Raw genomic sequence first — 16,720 nt, 5'->3', positions numbered from 1 at the left:
GTAGGAGCCGGCTTGCTGGCGATGGCGTCAGTGAGGGCGCTATCGCCAGCAAGCCGGCTCCTACAGGCTCAGCATTACTTCGCGACCTTGCCCAAAACGCGCAGGCGGCTCACACCACCATCCGGGAACACGTTCAGGCGGATGTGGGTGATCGGGCCCAGCGCCTTGATCTGCTCGGCGAAGGTGTGTTCGGCGTGCATTTCCAGCTTCTGGCTTGGCAGTAGTTCGCGCCAGAACAGCGATTGGGTTTCGATCTGGCTGTCGGTGCCGCCCTTCACGAATGCACCCTGGATCGAGCAGCTGTCCGGGTAGTTGCCCTTGAAGTGCAGGGTGTCGACGATGACTTTCTCGACTTCACCCGCATGGCCCAGCGCGACGATCACCCAGTCATTGCCCGGGGTACGACGACGTGCGGTTTCCCAGCCATCGCCCATGTTGATGCCACGGCCCGGGTTGAGGATGTTGCTCATGCGGCCGAAGTGTTCATCGGAGCAGGCGAGGGCGCGACCGCCGTTCAGGGCTGCAGCCAGGTCGACTTGTTCGTTGTCGCCAACGGCCGACCAGTCGCGGAACGGAATGCCGTACACGCGCAGACGGGCCACGCCACCATCCGGATAGATGTTGAAGCGCAGGTGGCTGAACGCCTGGTCGTTATTGATTTCGTGGTAGTGATGGCTGTTGCCCTGCAGCTCGACGGCCGACAGCACTTCAGTCCACTGGGTGTTTTCGTCCGGCTCGCCCGAGGCCAGGAAGCAGGCTTCCAGGGAGGCCGATGGCGGGTAGTTGCCGGTGAAGAATGAAGTGTCGATGTCCACGCCTTTGATCGAACCCGGTACGCCCAGGCGGATCACCGCGCTGTCGTAGCCTTCGAAGCGCTTGCGGCGCGACTCCCAGCCGTCCATCCACTTGCCGTTGTCATCGAACACGCCCTCTTTCCACACGGCCGGGGTCGGCTGGAACAGACGGTTGGCGTCTGCGAACCAGTCATCGGTGACCGAGATGATTTTGGTGCCCAGACGGGCGTCGGCCAGGTTGACGAACTTCTCGAAAGGTACGGCGTAAGCTTTCATTCTTCTTGTCTGCCTTTAATAAGTTGGCTTGGGATGCTTGCAGTGCCCTGGGTGCTGTTTGCGTTTGAGAACACTCGGGCAAAGCTCGCTATAGGGTCAGTAATCGGAACAACGCGATCTTGTTGATCTGCGCCAGCGCGCATTTGAATTCGGTGTCGACCGAATTGTGAATGCGCGTTTCGAACGCCGCGAGGATCTGATGCCGGTTGCTGCCTTTTACCGCCATGATGAAGGGAAACTTGAACTTGGCCTTGTAGGCGTCGTTCAGCTCGGTGAAGCGCTGAAACTCTTCGGCCGTGCATTGGTGAATACCGGCGCCAGCCTGTTCATGGGTGCTGGCTTCGGTCAGTTGGCCCTGGACGGCAGCTTTGCCGGCCAGGTCCGGGTGCGCGTTGATCAGGGCCAGTTGGCTGGCGTGATCGGCACTCAACAGGATATCGCTCATGCGCTGGTGCAGGGTTTCGATCTGGTCGATCGAAGCGTCCTGGCCCAGGTCGAAGGCCTTCTCGGCCACCCATGGCGAGTGTTCGTAGATGTCGGCGAAGGCGGCGACAAACGCGTCGCGGCTCAGGGTCGAGGGTTTCAGTGTCTGGAAGTGGCTCATTTGGCAGCCCCTTGGTACGGATGGGTTTGCTGCCAGTGGCGAGCGATGTCGACGCGGCGGCTGAACCACACCTGTTCATGACTTTTAGCGTATTCGATAAAGCGTTTGAGCGAGGCCAGGCGCGCCGGACGGCCGATCAGCCGGCAGTGCAGGCCGATCGACAACATTTTCGGTGCCTCGGCGCCTTCGGCATACAGCACGTCGAAGGCGTCCTTCAGGTATTCGAAAAAGTCGTCGCCCTTGTTGAAACCCTGAACCTGGGTGAAGCGCATGTCGTTGGTGTCCAGGGTGTACGGGATCACCAGGTGTGGCTTGCCGGTCGGGTTGTTCGGTTCCCAGTAGGGCAGGTCGTCGTCGTAGGTGTCGCAGTCATAGAGGAAACCGCCTTCTTCCATCACCAGCCGACGGGTGTTCGGGCCGGTGCGGCCGGTGTACCAGCCCAGCGGGCGCTCGCCGGTGATTTCGGTGAGGATGCGGATCGCTTCGAGCATGTGCTCGCGTTCCTGCGCTTCGTCCATGTACTGGTAGTCGATCCAGCGATAGCCGTGGCTGCAGATCTCGTGGCCGGCCTCGACCATCGCGCGGATCACGTCCGGGTGACGCTGGGCGGCCATGGCCACGGCGAAGATGGTCAGCGGGATGTCGAATTCCTTGAACAGTTTCAGAATCCGCCAGACGCCGGCACGGCTGCCATACTCGTAAAGGGATTCCATGCTCATGTTGCGCTCGCCTTGCAGCGGCTGCGCCGAGACCATTTCCGAGAGGAAGGCTTCGGACTCTTTATCGCCGTGAAGGATATTGCGCTCGCCACCTTCCTCGTAGTTGAGCACGAAGGACAGGGCGATGCGGGCATTGCCCGGCCAGTGTGGGTGAGGAGGGTTACTGCCGTAACCGATCAGGTCGCGTGGGTAGTCAGCGCTCACTGCAGTCTTCCTTCTTGTTCGTGTCGACTTGTTCAAAGTCAGGGTGTGTGTGGCGGCCTGGCGATGAGAGGGCAGGCTGGCGTCACAGCGACGGAGTGATTGTATACAACTTTATATTCACTTTGTAAGCCTGATTTTTTGCATTTTTCACTGACTGCTCTCATTGGAGGGTACTGCAAGAAACCTGCCTGACTGGTCAGCTAATGGATAGAAGGTCCACTGATCTTATGGTTTGGCGCAAGATTCGCCCGCAAACCATGAATGCCGTTGGTGGTCGTAAAAATGTCGTTTTTATTGTGTACAATTTTTTTGAAAAATGTCTTAATCAGTCGCTCGCCGCAACTTTTCGTGCTCCGGAACGGTGCGGTGTCCTTTTCAACTGACTTCGGGAGGTGCGAGGTCTGACTGCTCCACGCAGGCAGGCGCGCAGAACCAATGGGACGTTTGACTACACACGTTTTGGACGCTGCACACGGTTGCCCGGGCAGTTCGATCAAGGTCGAGCTGTACCGCGTCGAAGGCTCGCAGCTGGAACTGGTCGCCACGGCGCTCACCAACAGCGACGGCCGGGTCGATGCGCCGTTGCTGCAAGGCGATGACTACCGTACCGGGGTCTATCAGCTGCAATTTCATGCGGGCGATTACTACCGCGCCCGTGGCGTTCAGTTGCCTGAGCCTGCGTTCCTCGACGTGGTGGTGCTGCGGTTCGGCATTTCTGCCGAACAGGATCACTACCACGTGCCGTTGCTGATTTCGCCGTATAGCTATTCCACCTATCGCGGCAGCTGATCCCCCAAGCAGCTGCCTCAACCTGGAAGCGACTGCGCATATAGCTTCTTTGGTCTTTTGCCCGCTCACACTGCGGGCTTTTTTTCGCCTGGTGGAAAGTCAAAAGATCGCAGCCTTCGGCAGCTCCTACATGGAAACGCATTCCCCCTGTAGGAGCTGTCGAGTGCAACGAGGCTGCGATCTTTTGCCCTTAGCGGCTCAACAATGAGGCCGCGCCCGCACCGCTGAACAACCCGGCACTGACCCGGTTAAACCAGCTTTGCCCCTTGCCGCTACGCAGATACCGCGCCGCGCCATGAGCCCCCAGCCCATAAGCCAGCTTGCACAGCAGATCCAGCACGGTCCAGGTGGCAATCATCACCAGCAACTGCGGCAGGAAGGGTTGTTCGGCACTCAAAAACTGCGGCAGGAACGCGGCAAAGAACAAAATGTCTTTCGGGTTGCTGGCGCCGAGCATGAATGCGCGCCCGAACAGTGCACGAAAGCGTGGCACCGGCGCAGCCTGGGGCACTTCGGCGCCCAGGGAGGGTTGGCGTGATTGCTGCCAGCTCTGCCAGGCGAGGTAGAACAGATACAGCGCGCCGACGATTTTCAGAGCGCTGAACAGCTGTTCCGACGCCAGCAGCAATGCGCCCAAGCCGAACGCCGAAGCGCTGAGCAGGCAGATCGAGGCAAACACGCCTCCGAGAAACGCCGGGTAAGAACGACGCAAACCGTAATTCAGACTGTTGCTGATCATCAGCAAAGACAGTGGCCCCGGTATCAGGATCACCACCAGCGCAGCGCCGCTGAACAGCAGCCAGGTTTCCAGACTCATCACTTTCCCCCCTATGCACAAAAGCCCCACCCGACGGGGTGAGGCTGGTTTGAAACGCGTACCGCGTGACGCTTATAAGAAGATGAACTTGGCGATGAAGATCGCGCAGAGCACCCACAGGCTGACGGATATTTCCTTGTACTTACCGGTGCCGGCCTTCAGCACCACGTAAGTGATGAAGCCCAGCGCGATGCCGTCGGCGACCGAGAAGGTCAGCGGCATCATGATCGCGGTGACGATCGCCGGAATGCTGTCGGTCGCTTCTTCCCATTCGATGTGCGCCATGCCGCCCATCATCAGCATCGCTACATAAATCAGCGCACCGGCGGTTGCATAAGCGGGGATCATGCCAGCCAGCGGTGCGAAAAACATTGCGGCAATAAATAGCACACCTACGGTCACGGCGGTAAGACCAGTCCGACCACCCGCCGCTACGCCAGCGGCACTTTCCACGTAACTGGTGACCGGCGGAACACCCACCACCGCCCCGAAAACACTGGAGGCACTGTCGGCTTTCATGGCGCGGGACAGGTTTTCGATCCGGCCGTCAGCGTTCACCAGGTTGGCGCGCTGGGCGACGCCCATCAAGGTGCCGGCGGTGTCGAACATGTGCACGAAGAGGAAGGCCAGCACCACACTGATCATGCTGACGTTGAACACGCCGGCGATGTTCATGGCCATCCAGGTCGGTGCCAGGCTCGGCGGGGCCGACATGATGCCCTCGTAGTGCACCAGGCCCAGGCCCCAGCCGGCGAGGGTCACGGTGATGATGCTGATGAGGATCGCGCCGAACACTTTGTGGTAGCTGAGCACGGCGATCATCAGGAAGCAGATGGCAGCCAGCAGCGGGCCGGGCTCGCGCAGGGAGCCGAGCTTGATCAGGGTGGCCGGGCTATCGACGACGATGCCCGAGGTTTTCAGGCCGATCAGCCCCAGAAACAGGCCCACACCCGCACCCATGGCGAAGCGCAGGCTCACCGGAATGCTATTGAGCAGCCATTCACGAATCCGGGAAAAGGTCAGGAACATGAACAACACGCCGGACACGAACACCGCGCCGAGAGCGGTTTCCCAGTTGTAGCCCATGGTGCCGACCACGGTGTAGGTGAAGAATGCGTTCAGGCCCATGCCCGGCGCCAGGCCCACCGGCCAGTTGGCGTACAGACCCATCAACAGGCAGCCCAGCGCGGCGGCGATGCAGGTGGCCACGAACGCGGCACCGTGATCGATCCCGGCATCGGCCATGATGTTGGGGTTGACGAAGATGATGTAGGCCATGGTGATGAAGGTTGTCAGACCGGCGATCAGCTCGGTCTTCACCGTGGTGCCGTGCAAGCTGAGTTTGAAGATGCGCTCCAGCCAGCCATTGCGTAACGGCGGCGAGAGTTCCAGCGTCGAGGCTTCGGATTTGCGGCTTTCCACAGCGAGTACTCCTCAAGAGTTTTATTGTTATTTCCAGGGCCGGACCCATGAGGGTGGCAGCGACCCTTTGAGGTACTTGCGAATTTGTTGACCTGATGGTCAGGAACTCGCACGAAGCGAATTATGCTTTTGTATACAAATAAAGCAAATAATGTTTTTGATTTTGTAGACGAAAAAAATGGCAGGCGGGGTATATAGATATGAAATGTGATGTGTAGCGAGCTTTTTGTGGCGAGGGAGCTTGCTCCCGCTGGGGCGCGCAGCGGCCCGACTCAGGCGGTGGCAATTTTTCAGGCATACCGGCGTTATCGTTCTTTGCGACTGCTGCGCAGCCGAACGGGAGCAAGCTCCCTCGCCACAGTCAGGTGTCGTTCCGATCAACTCTGGTTACTTCCCCCAATGCCTGATTCACCGCCAACCACCCATTCACCGCCGTCTCCCCAGCTTCGGCAAACACCCGCTCGAGCAATTTCACCTGCTCGCGCCGCAACGACTGCTCGAACCGCGCGCCTTCCACAGTCAGTTCCAGCAGCCGCTTACGCTTGTCGGTCTGGGACGCGACGCTGTTCACCAAATGCATTTCCACCAACTGCCGCAGCGGAATGTTCAGCGCCTGCTTGGTCACGCCGAGCAGCGCCAGTAACTCCTTGACGCTCAGGTTCGGATAACGCGCGATGAAAAACACGATGCGCTGATGCACCCGGCTCAAGCCGCGACGCTCGAGCATTTCATCAGCCTTGGCGGTGAAGGCCTGATAGCCGAAGAAGAACGCTTCCATGGCTTGTTGCTGGGTGGTGGGGTTTTTAAGGTCAAGCATGTTGACGTATCCGCTCGGTCTGTCGTAATTTCGGTCAATCAGTTTGACTCATTTTCCTCAGGCCTCGCTACCGGTGACCCCCATGGCTTTTTCCGAACGTGTCTCGCGCCTTAAAAGTTCTTTGATCCGTGAAATCCTCGCCGCCGCCCAGCGCCCGGAAGTGATGTCGTTCGCCGGCGGTTTGCCGGCCGAAGCCATGCTGCCGAAAGTCGAGTGGGCGCAGATGCCGCTGTCCATGGGCCAATACGGGATGAGCGAAGGCGAGCCGGCACTGCGTGAAGCGTTGGCGGCCGAAGCCCGGGCGTTGGGCGTGCCGTGTGAGGCGAGTCAGGTATTGGTGGTCAGCGGTTCGCAACAAACCCTCGATCTGGCGGCCAAGCTCCACATCGACAAAGGCACCGAAATCCTGCTTGAAGCGCCGACCTACCTGGCGGCGTTGCAGATTTTTCAGCTGTTTGGCGCCGATTGCATCACCGTCCCGCTGGAGGCTGATGGCCCGAACCTGGTGCAACTGCGCAGCCGTCTGGAACAACACAAGCCAGCGTTCATCTACCTGATCCCGACGTTTCAGAATCCGTCGGCGGTGCGCTACAGCGAAGCCAAGCGCGATGCGGTGGCGGCGTTACTCGACGAGTTCGGCGTGACCCTGATCGAAGACGAACCCTATCGCGAACTGACCTTCGATGGCGGCAGCGCCACACCGATCGTCAGCCGCTTGACCAAGGCCAGTTGGATCTACACCGGCACCGTGTCGAAAACCCTGCTGCCGGGCCTGCGGGTTGGTTATTTGATTGCCAGTCCGGACCTGTTCCCGCATTTGCTGCGGCTCAAGCAATCGGCCGATCTGCACACCAACCGCATCGGGCAATGGCAAGCGCTGCAATGGATCGGTACTGAAAAATACCAGCAGCACTTGGGCGAGTTGCGGGACTTCTACCGGGTTCGTCGGGATGCGTTCCAGTCGGCACTTGAAAGGCATTTTTCCGATCTGGCGGATTGGAACGTGCCGCAGGGTGGGCTGTTTTTCTGGCTGACGCTCAAGCTGCCGCTGGATACCCGCACGCTGCTCAAAGCGGCGCTGGCAGCAGATGTGGCGTTCATGCCGGGCGAACCGTTTTTCCCTGAGCCGGATAACAACCCCGGCCATCTGCGACTGAACTTCAGCCACATTGATCCGGCACGGCTGGACGAAGGGCTCAAGCGATTGGCAGCGGTGGTGCGTCAGGCCCAGGCGGCGCAAGCAGCCTGAGGCTGTTGGTGGGAGAGGGGGTAGAAACGAATAAACCGGCCAATTGGCCGGTTTATTTTTGTTCGGGTTTTGCGGTGTTTATACCGGCGCCACAGAAGCGTCAGACCGCAGCAAACCGCTTATCCAGATAATCAATGATCACCTTGGACTCATACATCCAGGTGGTCTGGCCATTCTCTTCGATGCGCAGGCACGGCACCTTGATCTTGCCGCCTTGCTCCAGCAGGGCCTGGCGATCCTGTTCGTTGTTCTTGGCATCGCGCAAGGCCACCGGAACGTTCAGGCGACGCAGGGTGCGACGGGTTTTCACGCAGAACGGGCAGGCGTGGAACTGATACAGCGTCAGGTCCTTGGCGGCCGCTTCGACCTGAGCCTGAGCGGCGGCGGGGCGCTGCTTCTTGCCAGGGCGGGTGATGAAATCGATGAAGATGATCAGTTGGCCGAGGCCGACACGAAGCGCTTTGACGAACACGGTATAAGTCTCTCAGGGCAAACAGAAGGCGCGCAGCTTACCTGATTTTTCGCAGGCGAAAAAAAACCGGCGATCAGTGCCGGTTTTCTTCTTGCTGCGCGTTACTTGATCAGGCTGAGAAACTCGCTGCGGGTGGCGGCGTTTTCGCGGAACTCACCGAGCATCACCGAGGTGATCATCGTCGAATTCTGTTTCTCCACACCGCGCATCATCATGCACATGTGCTTGGCCTCGATCACCACCGCCACGCCCAGGGCGCCGGTGACTTGCTGGACCGCATCGGCGATCTGGCGGCTGAGGTTTTCCTGGATCTGCAGGCGGCGGGCGTACATATCGACGATCCGCGCGACTTTCGACAGTCCCAGTACCTTGCCGCTCGGAATATAGGCAACGTGCGCCTTGCCGATGAACGGCAGCAGGTGATGCTCGCACAACGAGTAGAGCTCGATGTCCTTGACCAGCACCATCTCGCTGTTGTCGGAGCTGAACAAGGCACCGTTGGTGACCTCTTCCAGCGTCTGTTCATAACCGCGGCAGAGGTACTGCATGGCTTTGGCGGCACGTTTTGGCGTGTCGAGCAGGCCCTCGCGGGACACGTCCTCGCCCAATTGGCCGAGAATCGCGGTGTAATTCTGTTCCAGGGACATGAAACTACCTGTGGGATTTTACGCAAAGGGCAAGGGTACGGTGGCAAACACGGCGCTGCAAGCGTGAAGCGACAGCTTTACTCGTCGCGACCTTCCATCATGGTGCGTTTGAGCATCACGTAAACCGCTCCGGCGCCGCCGTGTTTCGGCTGGCACGAGGTGAAGCCGAGCACTTGTGGATGCTGACGTAGCCAAGTGTTGACGTGACTCTTGATCATCGGCCGCTTGCCGTCCAGACGCACGGCTTTGCCGTGGGTGACGCGCACGCAGCGGATTTCGAATTTAGTTGCTTCGGCCAGAAACGCCCAGAGGGTTTCACGGGCCTTTTCCACGTTCATGCCATGCAGGTCGAGGCTGCCTTCGAACGGAATCTGTCCGATCTTGAGCTTGCGCATCTGGCTTTCCTGAACACCGTCACGCGCCCACATCAGCTCGTCTTCCGGGCCGACATCAATCACAAACTGATCGGACAGCCCGTCAACGGTGGTCGCATCGGTGCGCACAGTGGCGGCCTGGCGCAGCTTGGCGATTTGCGCGCGGTCGGCCTTGGGTTTGCCGGTTTCGGCGCGATCGTGCTTGATCGGCTTGACGCCTTGGATCGCGCTTTTGAACAGGGAAAAATCGTCGTCTTGCATGTCAGCCTCCGCGAAGGGGGGGCAGTTTACCCAAGTCGGAGCGCTATCCATAACAATTGAGGCCCGTCAAAACGCCAGGCCTTTGATTCAGTCGTGTTTTTTCATCAGGTGCGGGGCTATGTTCAGCTCTCGCGACTGGCGCGAACGGCGACGGCAGCGGCGCCATAGCGACACGCCGAGGTACAGCACGAACACGCCCACCGCCAGAATGATCGACGAGCCCAGCGGGCTGGCATTCAACTCGCCCAACGCCGGTGGCCGCCCGAGCAGGCTGGCCGCGCCGGCCATCGCCAGCAATACACCGCACATCGCCAGCAGGGCAGCGAACGCTGCGCCGAAACGAAATCGCCAGTTGCGTTGGCCCTTGGGCCGCAAGCGGCGTGCATCAAAACCATCGGATAACTTCATTCCGACCTTCCTCAATGGGTATCGGCCCTTCGACCGGGAGTTGACCGGGATGTTCCTGAGGCTAGGGCAATTACGGCAAATGAGAGGCTTTTGCGGATGAGCGGCGGTTTGGGCCGCTCATCGACGGTCGATCAGATCAGATCGCGGGTCAGGGCGAGGGTGGCGAAGTTGTCCGCCATGATCGCCATTTCGGTCTGCTGAACGTGTTCGGCGCTGAGGATCCCGCCCTTGCAAGGCAAATCCCGCGTCGCGCAGGCGTCTTCCACCAGAGTGCAGCGAAAGCCCAGGTTCTTCGCCGCACGCACGGTGGTGCTGACGCTGGAGTGACTCATGAAACCGCAAACGATCAGGTCGAGCGAGCCCAGTTGTTGCAGGCGATCGTACAGTTCGGTGCCGTGAAACGCGCTTGGCAGCAATTTGCCGATGACGGTTTCGTCGCCCTGTGGCTCCAGGCCCGGGATGAACTCACCGCGTTCGCCCTGGGGATCGAACAGCCCACCGACGGTGCCGAGATGACGCACATGCACGATTGGCCGACCGGCTGCACGGGCAGCGGCCAGCAGGTGTTTGATGTTCGCGACGGCAGCATCCATGCCGCTCAGGGCCAGCGGACCACTGAGGTATTCTTTCTGGGCATCGATGATGACTAGGGTCGCATGACCCAGATTGGCCGCTGCGTAACCACGGCCGCTGAGTTGAAACATCGTTTTTGGAACGGACATTCTGGGGCTCCTTCGGGTGGGGCTTTTGCGGCATTGTCCTCTGGCTGAGCGCTTCTGTGAATCGCTTCCATCGCAGGCACCGCCGTTGCTGGCTCGCAGCCTTGTCAAGATACTCGTTCTGTTCAATAGCTCGCTGAAAAAATAGAAGAGTCCTACATCTGATCCGGTGTTTTTCCTGCGTCGTCGCGGCGCCTTTTGGCTGTTAGAATCGTCAGTCGTTTTTTCTGGAGTTTACCCCGTGATCACTTCCCGCCTTCGTACCCTGCGTGACCATATCCGTTGGGCCGTCAGCCGCTTCCATGGGGAGGATCTGTTTTTCGGCCATGGGACCGACAACGCCTGGGACGAAGCCCGTCAACTGGTATTGGGTGCGCTGCACTTGCCGTGGGAAATCGCCGACAGCTATCTGGACTGCCGTCTGGAGGACGATGAGCTGGTCAATCTGCAACGCCTGCTCAAGCGCCGCATCGAAGAACGCATTCCGACCGCTTACCTGCTGGGCGAAGCCTGGTTCTGCGGCTTGTCGTTCATTGTCGACGAACGCGTGCTGATCCCGCGTTCGCCGATTGGCGAGCTGATCGAAAAACGTTTCGAGCCGTGGCTGGGTGCCGAACCTGCGCGCATTCTCGACTTGTGCACCGGTTCCGGTTGCATCGGTATCGCCTGTGCCTATGAGTTCCAGAACGCCGAAGTGGTTTTGGCCGACCTGTCGTTCGAAGCACTGGAAGTGGCTAACCAGAACATCGAGCGCCACGGTGTCGACGAGCGTGTGTTCACCGTTCAGGGCGATGGTTTCGATGGTTTGCCAGGGCAACGTTTCGACCTGATCGTGTCGAACCCGCCTTACGTCGATGCGGAAGATTTCGCCGACATGCCGGACGAATATCAACACGAACCCGAGCTGGGCCTGGCCTGTGGCGACGACGGTTTGAACCTGGTGCGCCGCATGCTCGCCGAAGCGGCGGATCATCTGACCGAGAAAGGTTTATTGATCGTCGAGGTGGGTAACAGCCAGGTTCACGTCGAGGCGTTGTACCCGGAAGTCGATTTCGCCTGGCTGGAGTTCGAGCGCGGTGGGCATGGGGTGTTCATGCTGACCGCCGAGCAGTGCCGCGATCATCAGGCGCTGTTCGCTTCTCGCGTCTGACCTGAGAAAGCCTTCGCGGGCAAGCCTCGCTCCTACAGGTTTTGTGTGTGCCACATCAATTGGGTACGACACAACACCTGTAGGAGCGAGGCTTGCCCGCGAATGGCGCGCCGCGGATTACGCTATCAACGATGCGTGGCAATCCAGATCAACAACCCCGCCTGAAACACCGCAAACGCCACCAGACAGGTAATGGTAAAACGCAGTCCAGCGTCTTCACGCTTGTACTTGCTGACCTTTTCTTCGTGTTTCTTCAGTTTGACTTCCTGTTCCGCCAGGTTCTGCTCGGCTTGCTGGAGCATCTGCGCGGCTTCGAGGATTTCCACCTGTTGCAGCTTTTCGCTGTTCCAGTCGCCCAGCAAATCACCGATCTGCACCTCTTTGACGCTGCCCTTCAAATGCTGGGCATCGGCGTAGGCCACGTCAAAACCGTGCACCCGCAGAAAGTGGTCGCGGCGCAGGCGCGTGTCTTCGTTCAACGCGTCCTTGTTGTTCAGGTCGGTGCCGTCGACGGTGTAGGCGGGCCATCGTTTCTTCGCCCAAGTAATGCCTTGAGCCGCCATATAGCGCCCGATGCCACGGTTCATCGGCTCTATCTGCAAGCCGCTTTCCGGAGCGAAATGCACGCGTTTGGCGGTGTGATCGACCCACACATCCAGATGATTCTGTTCTTTGCGTACCCGTTGGCCTGGCAGCTTGATGGCCATGCGCAGCAGGCTGTGCTCCTTGCTGTTGCGTTCGGCGTAACCGAATTCGACAAAGCGCAGCGGTCGGCCGCCGGTGTTACGGTCGGTTTGCAACGGCGCCAGGCGGAGCATTTTGTGGTGCTCGACGTGGACGTCCGCCCACGGCAGCTCGACCGCTGGCGGTGTGTCTTTTTCAGCGGTGGAGTCGGGTGAAGTCTGGGTATCAGTCATAACGGCGAGATCCTGTCCAAGCCCTGTTGCCGCCAGTCATAGCGCTGGCGACAAAGGCTTATCGGCCGTTTTTTTCAGGACTGGAGCTTAACTGGGGCGAAGTCCGTCAATAAATCCGAGGATTCGTGCGCCGAGCTCCGCCGCCAGGGGCAATTGCGGATCTTTATAGGAGGCCAATTGCCGCTTCACGTCGTTGGGCACGATGCGCATGACGTGGTTCATGCCTTCGATCAGTGCCAGTTCGGCGTCCGGTTTGGCGGCTTTGAGCGCCCTGGCGTCACCCACGCCGACCTGGATGTCGTTGCTGCCCTGAATGATCAGTGCCGGCATCTTCAGTTTGGCGAAGGCGGCTGCCGGGTCCTGGCGGAACAGTGAAATCAGGTACGGCTGCACGCTGGGGCGGAAAATCACCTGCAACTGCGGCGGCACGTTGTCGTCAGTGTGGCCGGCCTTGAGGCTGTCGAGCAGTTCATTGCTGCGCAGCATCAAGGCCGGCGGCAAGCGATTGCTCAACTGCTGGCGCAGCACTTGATCGATCGGCCGCGCGCTGCCGGACAGGGAAATCACCGCCGCAGCGTCGACACTTGGCGCCGCCAGGCTGGCAATCAACGCACCTTCGCTGTGGCCCAGCAAAATCAGTTTGCCCAGGCGCGGGTCGGCCTTGAGCTTCTGCCCCCAGGCCACGGCATCGGCCACGTAGGCTTCCACCGACAGATTGCGTTCATCGGGCGTTGCCGCAAGGCTCGCCGCCACGCCGCGTTTGTCGTAACGCACACTGGCGATGTTGTGTTTGGCCAGCACCCAGGCCAGCCGTTTGAGGCTGTCGTTGCGCCCGCCGTCGGGGTTGTTTCCGTCACGATCCGTAGGGCCGGAGCCGGAAATGATCAGGACAACCGGTACCGGCGTGTCGGACTTGGGCAGCAACAGCGAGCCGAAAAGCTCGCCACTGCCGGTGTCCAGGGTGATGGGACGTTGCAGGACGGTGGCCTGGGCTACATTGGAAAGAAGACCGGTAAACAGGGTAAGGCTCAAGGCTAGAACTCGCAGCATCATCACGCCATCATCAACAAGGTGCCGGTTGGACTCGCAGGCACCCATAAGGTTCGAGGATGAACTACTTGGGTAGCCTGCGTATACTGGCGCGCATTACGTATTTTAGGTTCGATTTCACGGAGCGTCCTGCATGTCCGGCAATACCTACGGCAAGCTGTTCACTGTCACCACCGCGGGCGAAAGCCATGGTCCGGCGTTGGTCGCCATTGTCGATGGCTGCCCGCCGGGCCTGGAGATCTCCCTTGAGGACCTGCAGCGCGACCTGGACCGCCGCAAGCCCGGTACCAGCCGCCACACCACCCAGCGCCAGGAAGCCGACGAAGTCGAGATCCTTTCCGGCGTGTTCGAAGGCCGCACCACCGGTTGCGCCATCGGCCTGTTGATCCGCAACACCGACCAGAAGTCCAAGGACTACTCGGCGATCAAGGATCTGTTCCGTCCGGCCCACGCCGACTACACCTACCATCACAAATACGGTGAGCGCGATTACCGCGGCGGCGGTCGCAGTTCGGCCCGTGAAACCGCCATGCGCGTAGCCGCCGGCGCGATTGCCAAGAAATACCTGGCCACCCAGGGCATCGTCATTCGTGGCTACATGAGCCAACTCGGCCCGATCGAAATCCCGTTCAAGACCTGGGATTCGGTGGAAGATAACGCCTTCTTCAGCCCCGACCCGGACAAAGTGCCGGAGCTGGAAGCCTATATGGACCAGTTGCGTCGCGACCAGGATTCGGTCGGCGCGAAGATCACCGTGGTCGCCGAAGGCGTGATGCCGGGCCTCGGCGAGCCGATCTTCGACCGCCTCGACGCCGAACTGGCCCATGCGCTGATGAGCATCAACGCGGTCAAGGGCGTGGAAATCGGTGCCGGTTTTGCCAGCATCGCCCAGCGTGGCACTGAACACCGAGATGAAATGACCCCGGAAGGTTTCCTCAGCAACAACGCCGGCGGCATTCTCGGTGGCATTTCGTCGGGTCAGCCGATCGTTGCGCACCTGGCGCTCAAGCCTACATCGAGCATCACCACGCCGGGCCGTTCCATCGATATCCATGGCAACCCGGTGGAGGTCGTCACCAAGGGCCGTCACGACCCGTGCGTCGGCATCCGCGCCACGCCAATCGCCGAAGCGATGATGGCCATCGTGCTGATGGACCACTTGCTGCGTCACCGCGGGCAGAACGCCGATGTGCGCGTGAGCACTCCGGTGTTGGGGCAGCTTTAATGGCTGATCTGAAGGCCGCTGCAGTCTGATGACGGGGGCGGCGCTCCCGTACTGGCGGCTTTCCAGCTTCTACCTGTTCTATTTCGCCTTGCTCGGTTCGACAGCGCCGTTTCTGGCGCTGTACTTCGATCATCTGGGCTTCAGCGCCGCGCGCATTGGCGAACTGGTGGCGATCCCGATGCTGATGCGCTGCGTGGCGCCGAATATCTGGGGCTGGCTCGGTGACTACACCGGGCGACGCCTGGCGATCGTGCGTTTCGGCGCCGCCTGCACCTTGCTGACCTTCTCGCTGATTTTCGTCAGCAAAAGCTACGCCTGGCTGGCGATGGTCATGGCCTTGCACGCGTTTTTCTGGCATGCGGTGTTGCCGCAGTTCGAGGTCATCACCCTGGCTCATTTGCGGGGACAGACCTCGCGTTACAGTCAGATTCGCCTGTGGGGCTCCATCGGTTTCATCATCACTGTCGTGGCGCTGGGCCGATTGTTCGAATGGCTCAGCCTCGACATTTACCCGGTGGCACTGGTGCTGATCATGGCCGGGATCGTCGTCAGCAGTCTCTGGGTGCCCAACGCGCAACCGGTCCAGGGTGAACGGTTGACGGGGGAGGGATTCCTCCAGCAATTGCGCAACCCCGGAGTATTGGCGTTTTACGCGTGCGTGGCGCTGATGCAGATGAGTCACGGGCCGTATTACACCTTTCTGACCTTGCACCTTGAGCGACTCGGTTACAGTCGCGGGCTGATCGGCATGCTCTGGGCGGTCGGCGTGGTCGCCGAAGTCTTGATGTTTCTGTTCATGAGCAAGATTCTCGCGCGCTTCTCGGTACGCCGGGTGCTGCTGGCGAGTTTCCTGCTGGCGGCTTTGCGTTGGTTGTTGCTCGGCTCGTTTGCCGAGTTCCTTTGGGTGCTGTTGTTCGCCCAGGTGCTGCACGCCGCCACCTTCGGCAGCTTTCACGCCGCTGCCATCCAGTTCGTGCAACGTAGCTTCGGCGCGCGCCAGCAAGGGCAGGGCCAGGCGTTGTATGCCGCGCTGGCCGGCACCGGCGGTGCACTGGGCGCGTTGTACTCCGGCTACAGCTGGAATGCCCTCGGCGCCACATTGACCTTTAGTATTGCCAGCCTCGCAGCCTTTGCCGCTGCCGTTATCATTGCCACACGTATGCAAGAGGACAGGCCATGAGCCTTACCCGTGAACACCTCGCCCAGGAAATCATCGACGCCGGGCGCTTTCTGTATGGCCGCGGCTGGTCGCCGGCCACCAGCAGCAATTACTCGACCCGCCTGTCGCCGACCGAAGCCTTGCTGACCGTGTCCGGCAAGCACAAGGGCCAACTGGGCCCAGACGATGTGCTGGCCACCGACTTGTCAGGCAACAGCCTGGAGCCAGGCAAGAAGCCGTCCGCCGAAACCCTGTTGCACACCCAGCTCTATAGCTGGCGTCCGGAGATCGGCGCGGTGCTGCACACCCATTCGGTGAACGCCACGGTGCTGTCGCGCCTGACGCCGGAAGATTTCATCGAGTTCGAAGACTACGAACTGCAAAAGGCCTTCAGCGGCGTGTCGACCCACGAGTCCCGGGTGCGCGTGCCGATTTTCGACAACGACCAGGACATTGCGCGGCTGGCCACCAAGGTGCAGCCTTGGCTCGACGCCCACCCTGATTGCGTCGGCTACCTGATTCGCGGTCATGGCCTCTACACGTGGGGCGCGCGCATGAGCGACGCACTGCGGCAGATCGAGGCTTTTGAATTTTTGTTCGAGTGCGAGTTGAAGACGCGCTCGCTCTTTAACCGTAATGCATGAACT

19 protein-coding genes are annotated in these 16,720 nt (G+C 60.1%); 6 read left to right on the top strand and 13 right to left on the bottom strand.

The features are described 5' to 3' along the window. Nucleotides 1-74 precede the first annotated feature (74 nt). The 3 genes from alc to puuE all read right to left on the bottom strand — a co-directional run bounded on the left by alc (nt 75) and on the right by puuE (nt 2,597). A complete protein-coding gene (alc, locus tag AC07V0_RS11095; RefSeq protein ID WP_007940834.1) occupies nt 75-1,070 on the bottom strand; it encodes an allantoicase in 996 nt (331 codons plus the stop codon). Nucleotides 1,071-1,158: 88 nt separating this feature from the next. Beyond that, nucleotides 1,159-1,674 (bottom strand): 2-oxo-4-hydroxy-4-carboxy-5-ureidoimidazoline decarboxylase, encoded by a 516-nt coding sequence (gene uraD, locus AC07V0_RS11090; RefSeq protein WP_086945805.1) that lies wholly within the window; start codon nt 1,672-1,674, stop codon nt 1,159-1,161. Then, nucleotides 1,671-2,597, bottom strand: a complete 927-nt coding sequence (puuE, locus tag AC07V0_RS11085) for an allantoinase PuuE (protein ID WP_007940832.1) — start codon at nt 2,595-2,597, stop codon at nt 1,671-1,673. The genes uraD and puuE overlap by 4 nt, the downstream gene beginning before the upstream one ends. 435 nt (nt 2,598-3,032) lie before the next feature. Between puuE and uraH the strand changes: the two genes are divergently transcribed. Next, entirely contained in the window at nt 3,033-3,386 is a 354-nt protein-coding gene (uraH, locus tag AC07V0_RS11080; RefSeq protein ID WP_007940831.1) for a hydroxyisourate hydrolase, read from the top strand. Between the two features lie 190 nt (nt 3,387-3,576). Here uraH and AC07V0_RS11075 read toward each other — a convergent pair whose 3' ends face one another. The 3 genes from AC07V0_RS11075 to AC07V0_RS11065 all read right to left on the bottom strand — a co-directional run bounded on the left by AC07V0_RS11075 (nt 3,577) and on the right by AC07V0_RS11065 (nt 6,442). Continuing rightward, nucleotides 3,577-4,203, bottom strand: coding sequence for a LysE family translocator (locus AC07V0_RS11075; RefSeq protein ID WP_018925190.1), 627 nt, complete (start codon nt 4,201-4,203; stop codon nt 3,577-3,579). A 72-nt stretch (nt 4,204-4,275) separates the two neighbouring features. After that, a complete protein-coding gene (locus tag AC07V0_RS11070) occupies nt 4,276-5,625 on the bottom strand; it encodes an NCS2 family permease (RefSeq protein WP_064619262.1) in 1,350 nt (449 codons plus the stop codon). A 361-nt stretch (nt 5,626-5,986) separates the two neighbouring features. Continuing rightward, entirely contained in the window at nt 5,987-6,442 is a 456-nt protein-coding gene (locus AC07V0_RS11065) for a MarR family winged helix-turn-helix transcriptional regulator (protein ID WP_064619259.1), read from the bottom strand. Between the two features lie 82 nt (nt 6,443-6,524). Here AC07V0_RS11065 and AC07V0_RS11060 point away from each other — a divergent pair, with 82 nt between their 5' ends. Beyond that, entirely contained in the window at nt 6,525-7,691 is a 1,167-nt protein-coding gene (locus AC07V0_RS11060; RefSeq protein ID WP_018925193.1) for an aminotransferase-like domain-containing protein, read from the top strand. Between the two features lie 100 nt (nt 7,692-7,791). Here AC07V0_RS11060 and AC07V0_RS11055 read toward each other — a convergent pair whose 3' ends face one another. From AC07V0_RS11055 to AC07V0_RS11035, 5 genes are all read right to left on the bottom strand, one after another. Then, nucleotides 7,792-8,163 (bottom strand): glutathione S-transferase N-terminal domain-containing protein, encoded by a 372-nt coding sequence (locus AC07V0_RS11055; RefSeq protein WP_018925194.1) that lies wholly within the window; start codon nt 8,161-8,163, stop codon nt 7,792-7,794. A gap of 101 nt (nt 8,164-8,264) precedes the next feature. After that, on the bottom strand, nt 8,265-8,810 hold the full coding sequence (folE, locus tag AC07V0_RS11050; RefSeq protein ID WP_007988130.1) for a GTP cyclohydrolase I FolE: 546 nt from the start codon (nt 8,808-8,810) through the stop codon (nt 8,265-8,267). Between the two features lie 77 nt (nt 8,811-8,887). After that, the gene (locus AC07V0_RS11045; protein ID WP_008005647.1) at nt 8,888-9,445 is read right to left on the bottom strand and encodes a Smr/MutS family protein; all 558 of its coding nucleotides are present in this window, start codon (nt 9,443-9,445) and stop codon (nt 8,888-8,890) included. An 87-nt stretch (nt 9,446-9,532) separates the two neighbouring features. Further along, on the bottom strand, nt 9,533-9,853 hold the full coding sequence (locus AC07V0_RS11040; protein ID WP_018925195.1) for a hypothetical protein: 321 nt from the start codon (nt 9,851-9,853) through the stop codon (nt 9,533-9,535). Between the two features lie 131 nt (nt 9,854-9,984). After that, the gene (locus AC07V0_RS11035) at nt 9,985-10,575 is read right to left on the bottom strand and encodes a cysteine hydrolase family protein (protein WP_007940817.1); all 591 of its coding nucleotides are present in this window, start codon (nt 10,573-10,575) and stop codon (nt 9,985-9,987) included. Between the two features lie 238 nt (nt 10,576-10,813). Between AC07V0_RS11035 and prmB the strand changes: the two genes are divergently transcribed. Beyond that, entirely contained in the window at nt 10,814-11,722 is a 909-nt protein-coding gene (prmB, locus tag AC07V0_RS11030) for a 50S ribosomal protein L3 N(5)-glutamine methyltransferase (protein WP_028941057.1), read from the top strand. 125 nt (nt 11,723-11,847) lie between these two features. Here prmB and AC07V0_RS11025 read toward each other — a convergent pair whose 3' ends face one another. Both AC07V0_RS11025 and AC07V0_RS11020 read right to left on the bottom strand, forming a co-directional pair. Next, nucleotides 11,848-12,639 (bottom strand): hypothetical protein, encoded by a 792-nt coding sequence (locus AC07V0_RS11025; protein ID WP_064619253.1) that lies wholly within the window; start codon nt 12,637-12,639, stop codon nt 11,848-11,850. 87 nt (nt 12,640-12,726) lie between these two features. Beyond that, nucleotides 12,727-13,737 carry an alpha/beta hydrolase gene (locus AC07V0_RS11020; protein ID WP_086945804.1) on the bottom strand — a complete coding sequence of 337 codons (1,011 nt, stop codon included), beginning with the start codon at nt 13,735-13,737 and terminating at the stop codon, nt 12,727-12,729. Between the two features lie 85 nt (nt 13,738-13,822). Between AC07V0_RS11020 and aroC the strand changes: the two genes are divergently transcribed. Genes aroC through AC07V0_RS11005 form a run of 3 tightly spaced genes read left to right on the top strand, consistent with a single transcriptional unit; the run spans nt 13,823 to nt 16,717 of the window. Beyond that, a complete protein-coding gene (gene aroC / locus AC07V0_RS11015; protein WP_018925200.1) occupies nt 13,823-14,914 on the top strand; it encodes a chorismate synthase in 1,092 nt (363 codons plus the stop codon). 28 nt (nt 14,915-14,942) lie between these two features. Then, the gene (locus AC07V0_RS11010) at nt 14,943-16,094 is read left to right on the top strand and encodes an MFS transporter (protein WP_086945803.1); all 1,152 of its coding nucleotides are present in this window, start codon (nt 14,943-14,945) and stop codon (nt 16,092-16,094) included. Beyond that, nucleotides 16,091-16,717: a methylthioribulose 1-phosphate dehydratase gene (locus tag AC07V0_RS11005; protein WP_018925202.1), complete on the top strand. Its 627-nt coding sequence runs from the start codon at nt 16,091-16,093 to the stop codon at nt 16,715-16,717. The genes AC07V0_RS11010 and AC07V0_RS11005 overlap by 4 nt, the downstream gene beginning before the upstream one ends. Nucleotides 16,718-16,720: the final 3 nt, after the last annotated feature.

This window comes from Pseudomonas sp. GW821-FHT01E10, assembly GCF_059422365.1.
The sequence above is the reverse complement of the archived record's forward strand: the minus strand, read 5'-3'. Positions and strand labels throughout refer to the sequence as shown.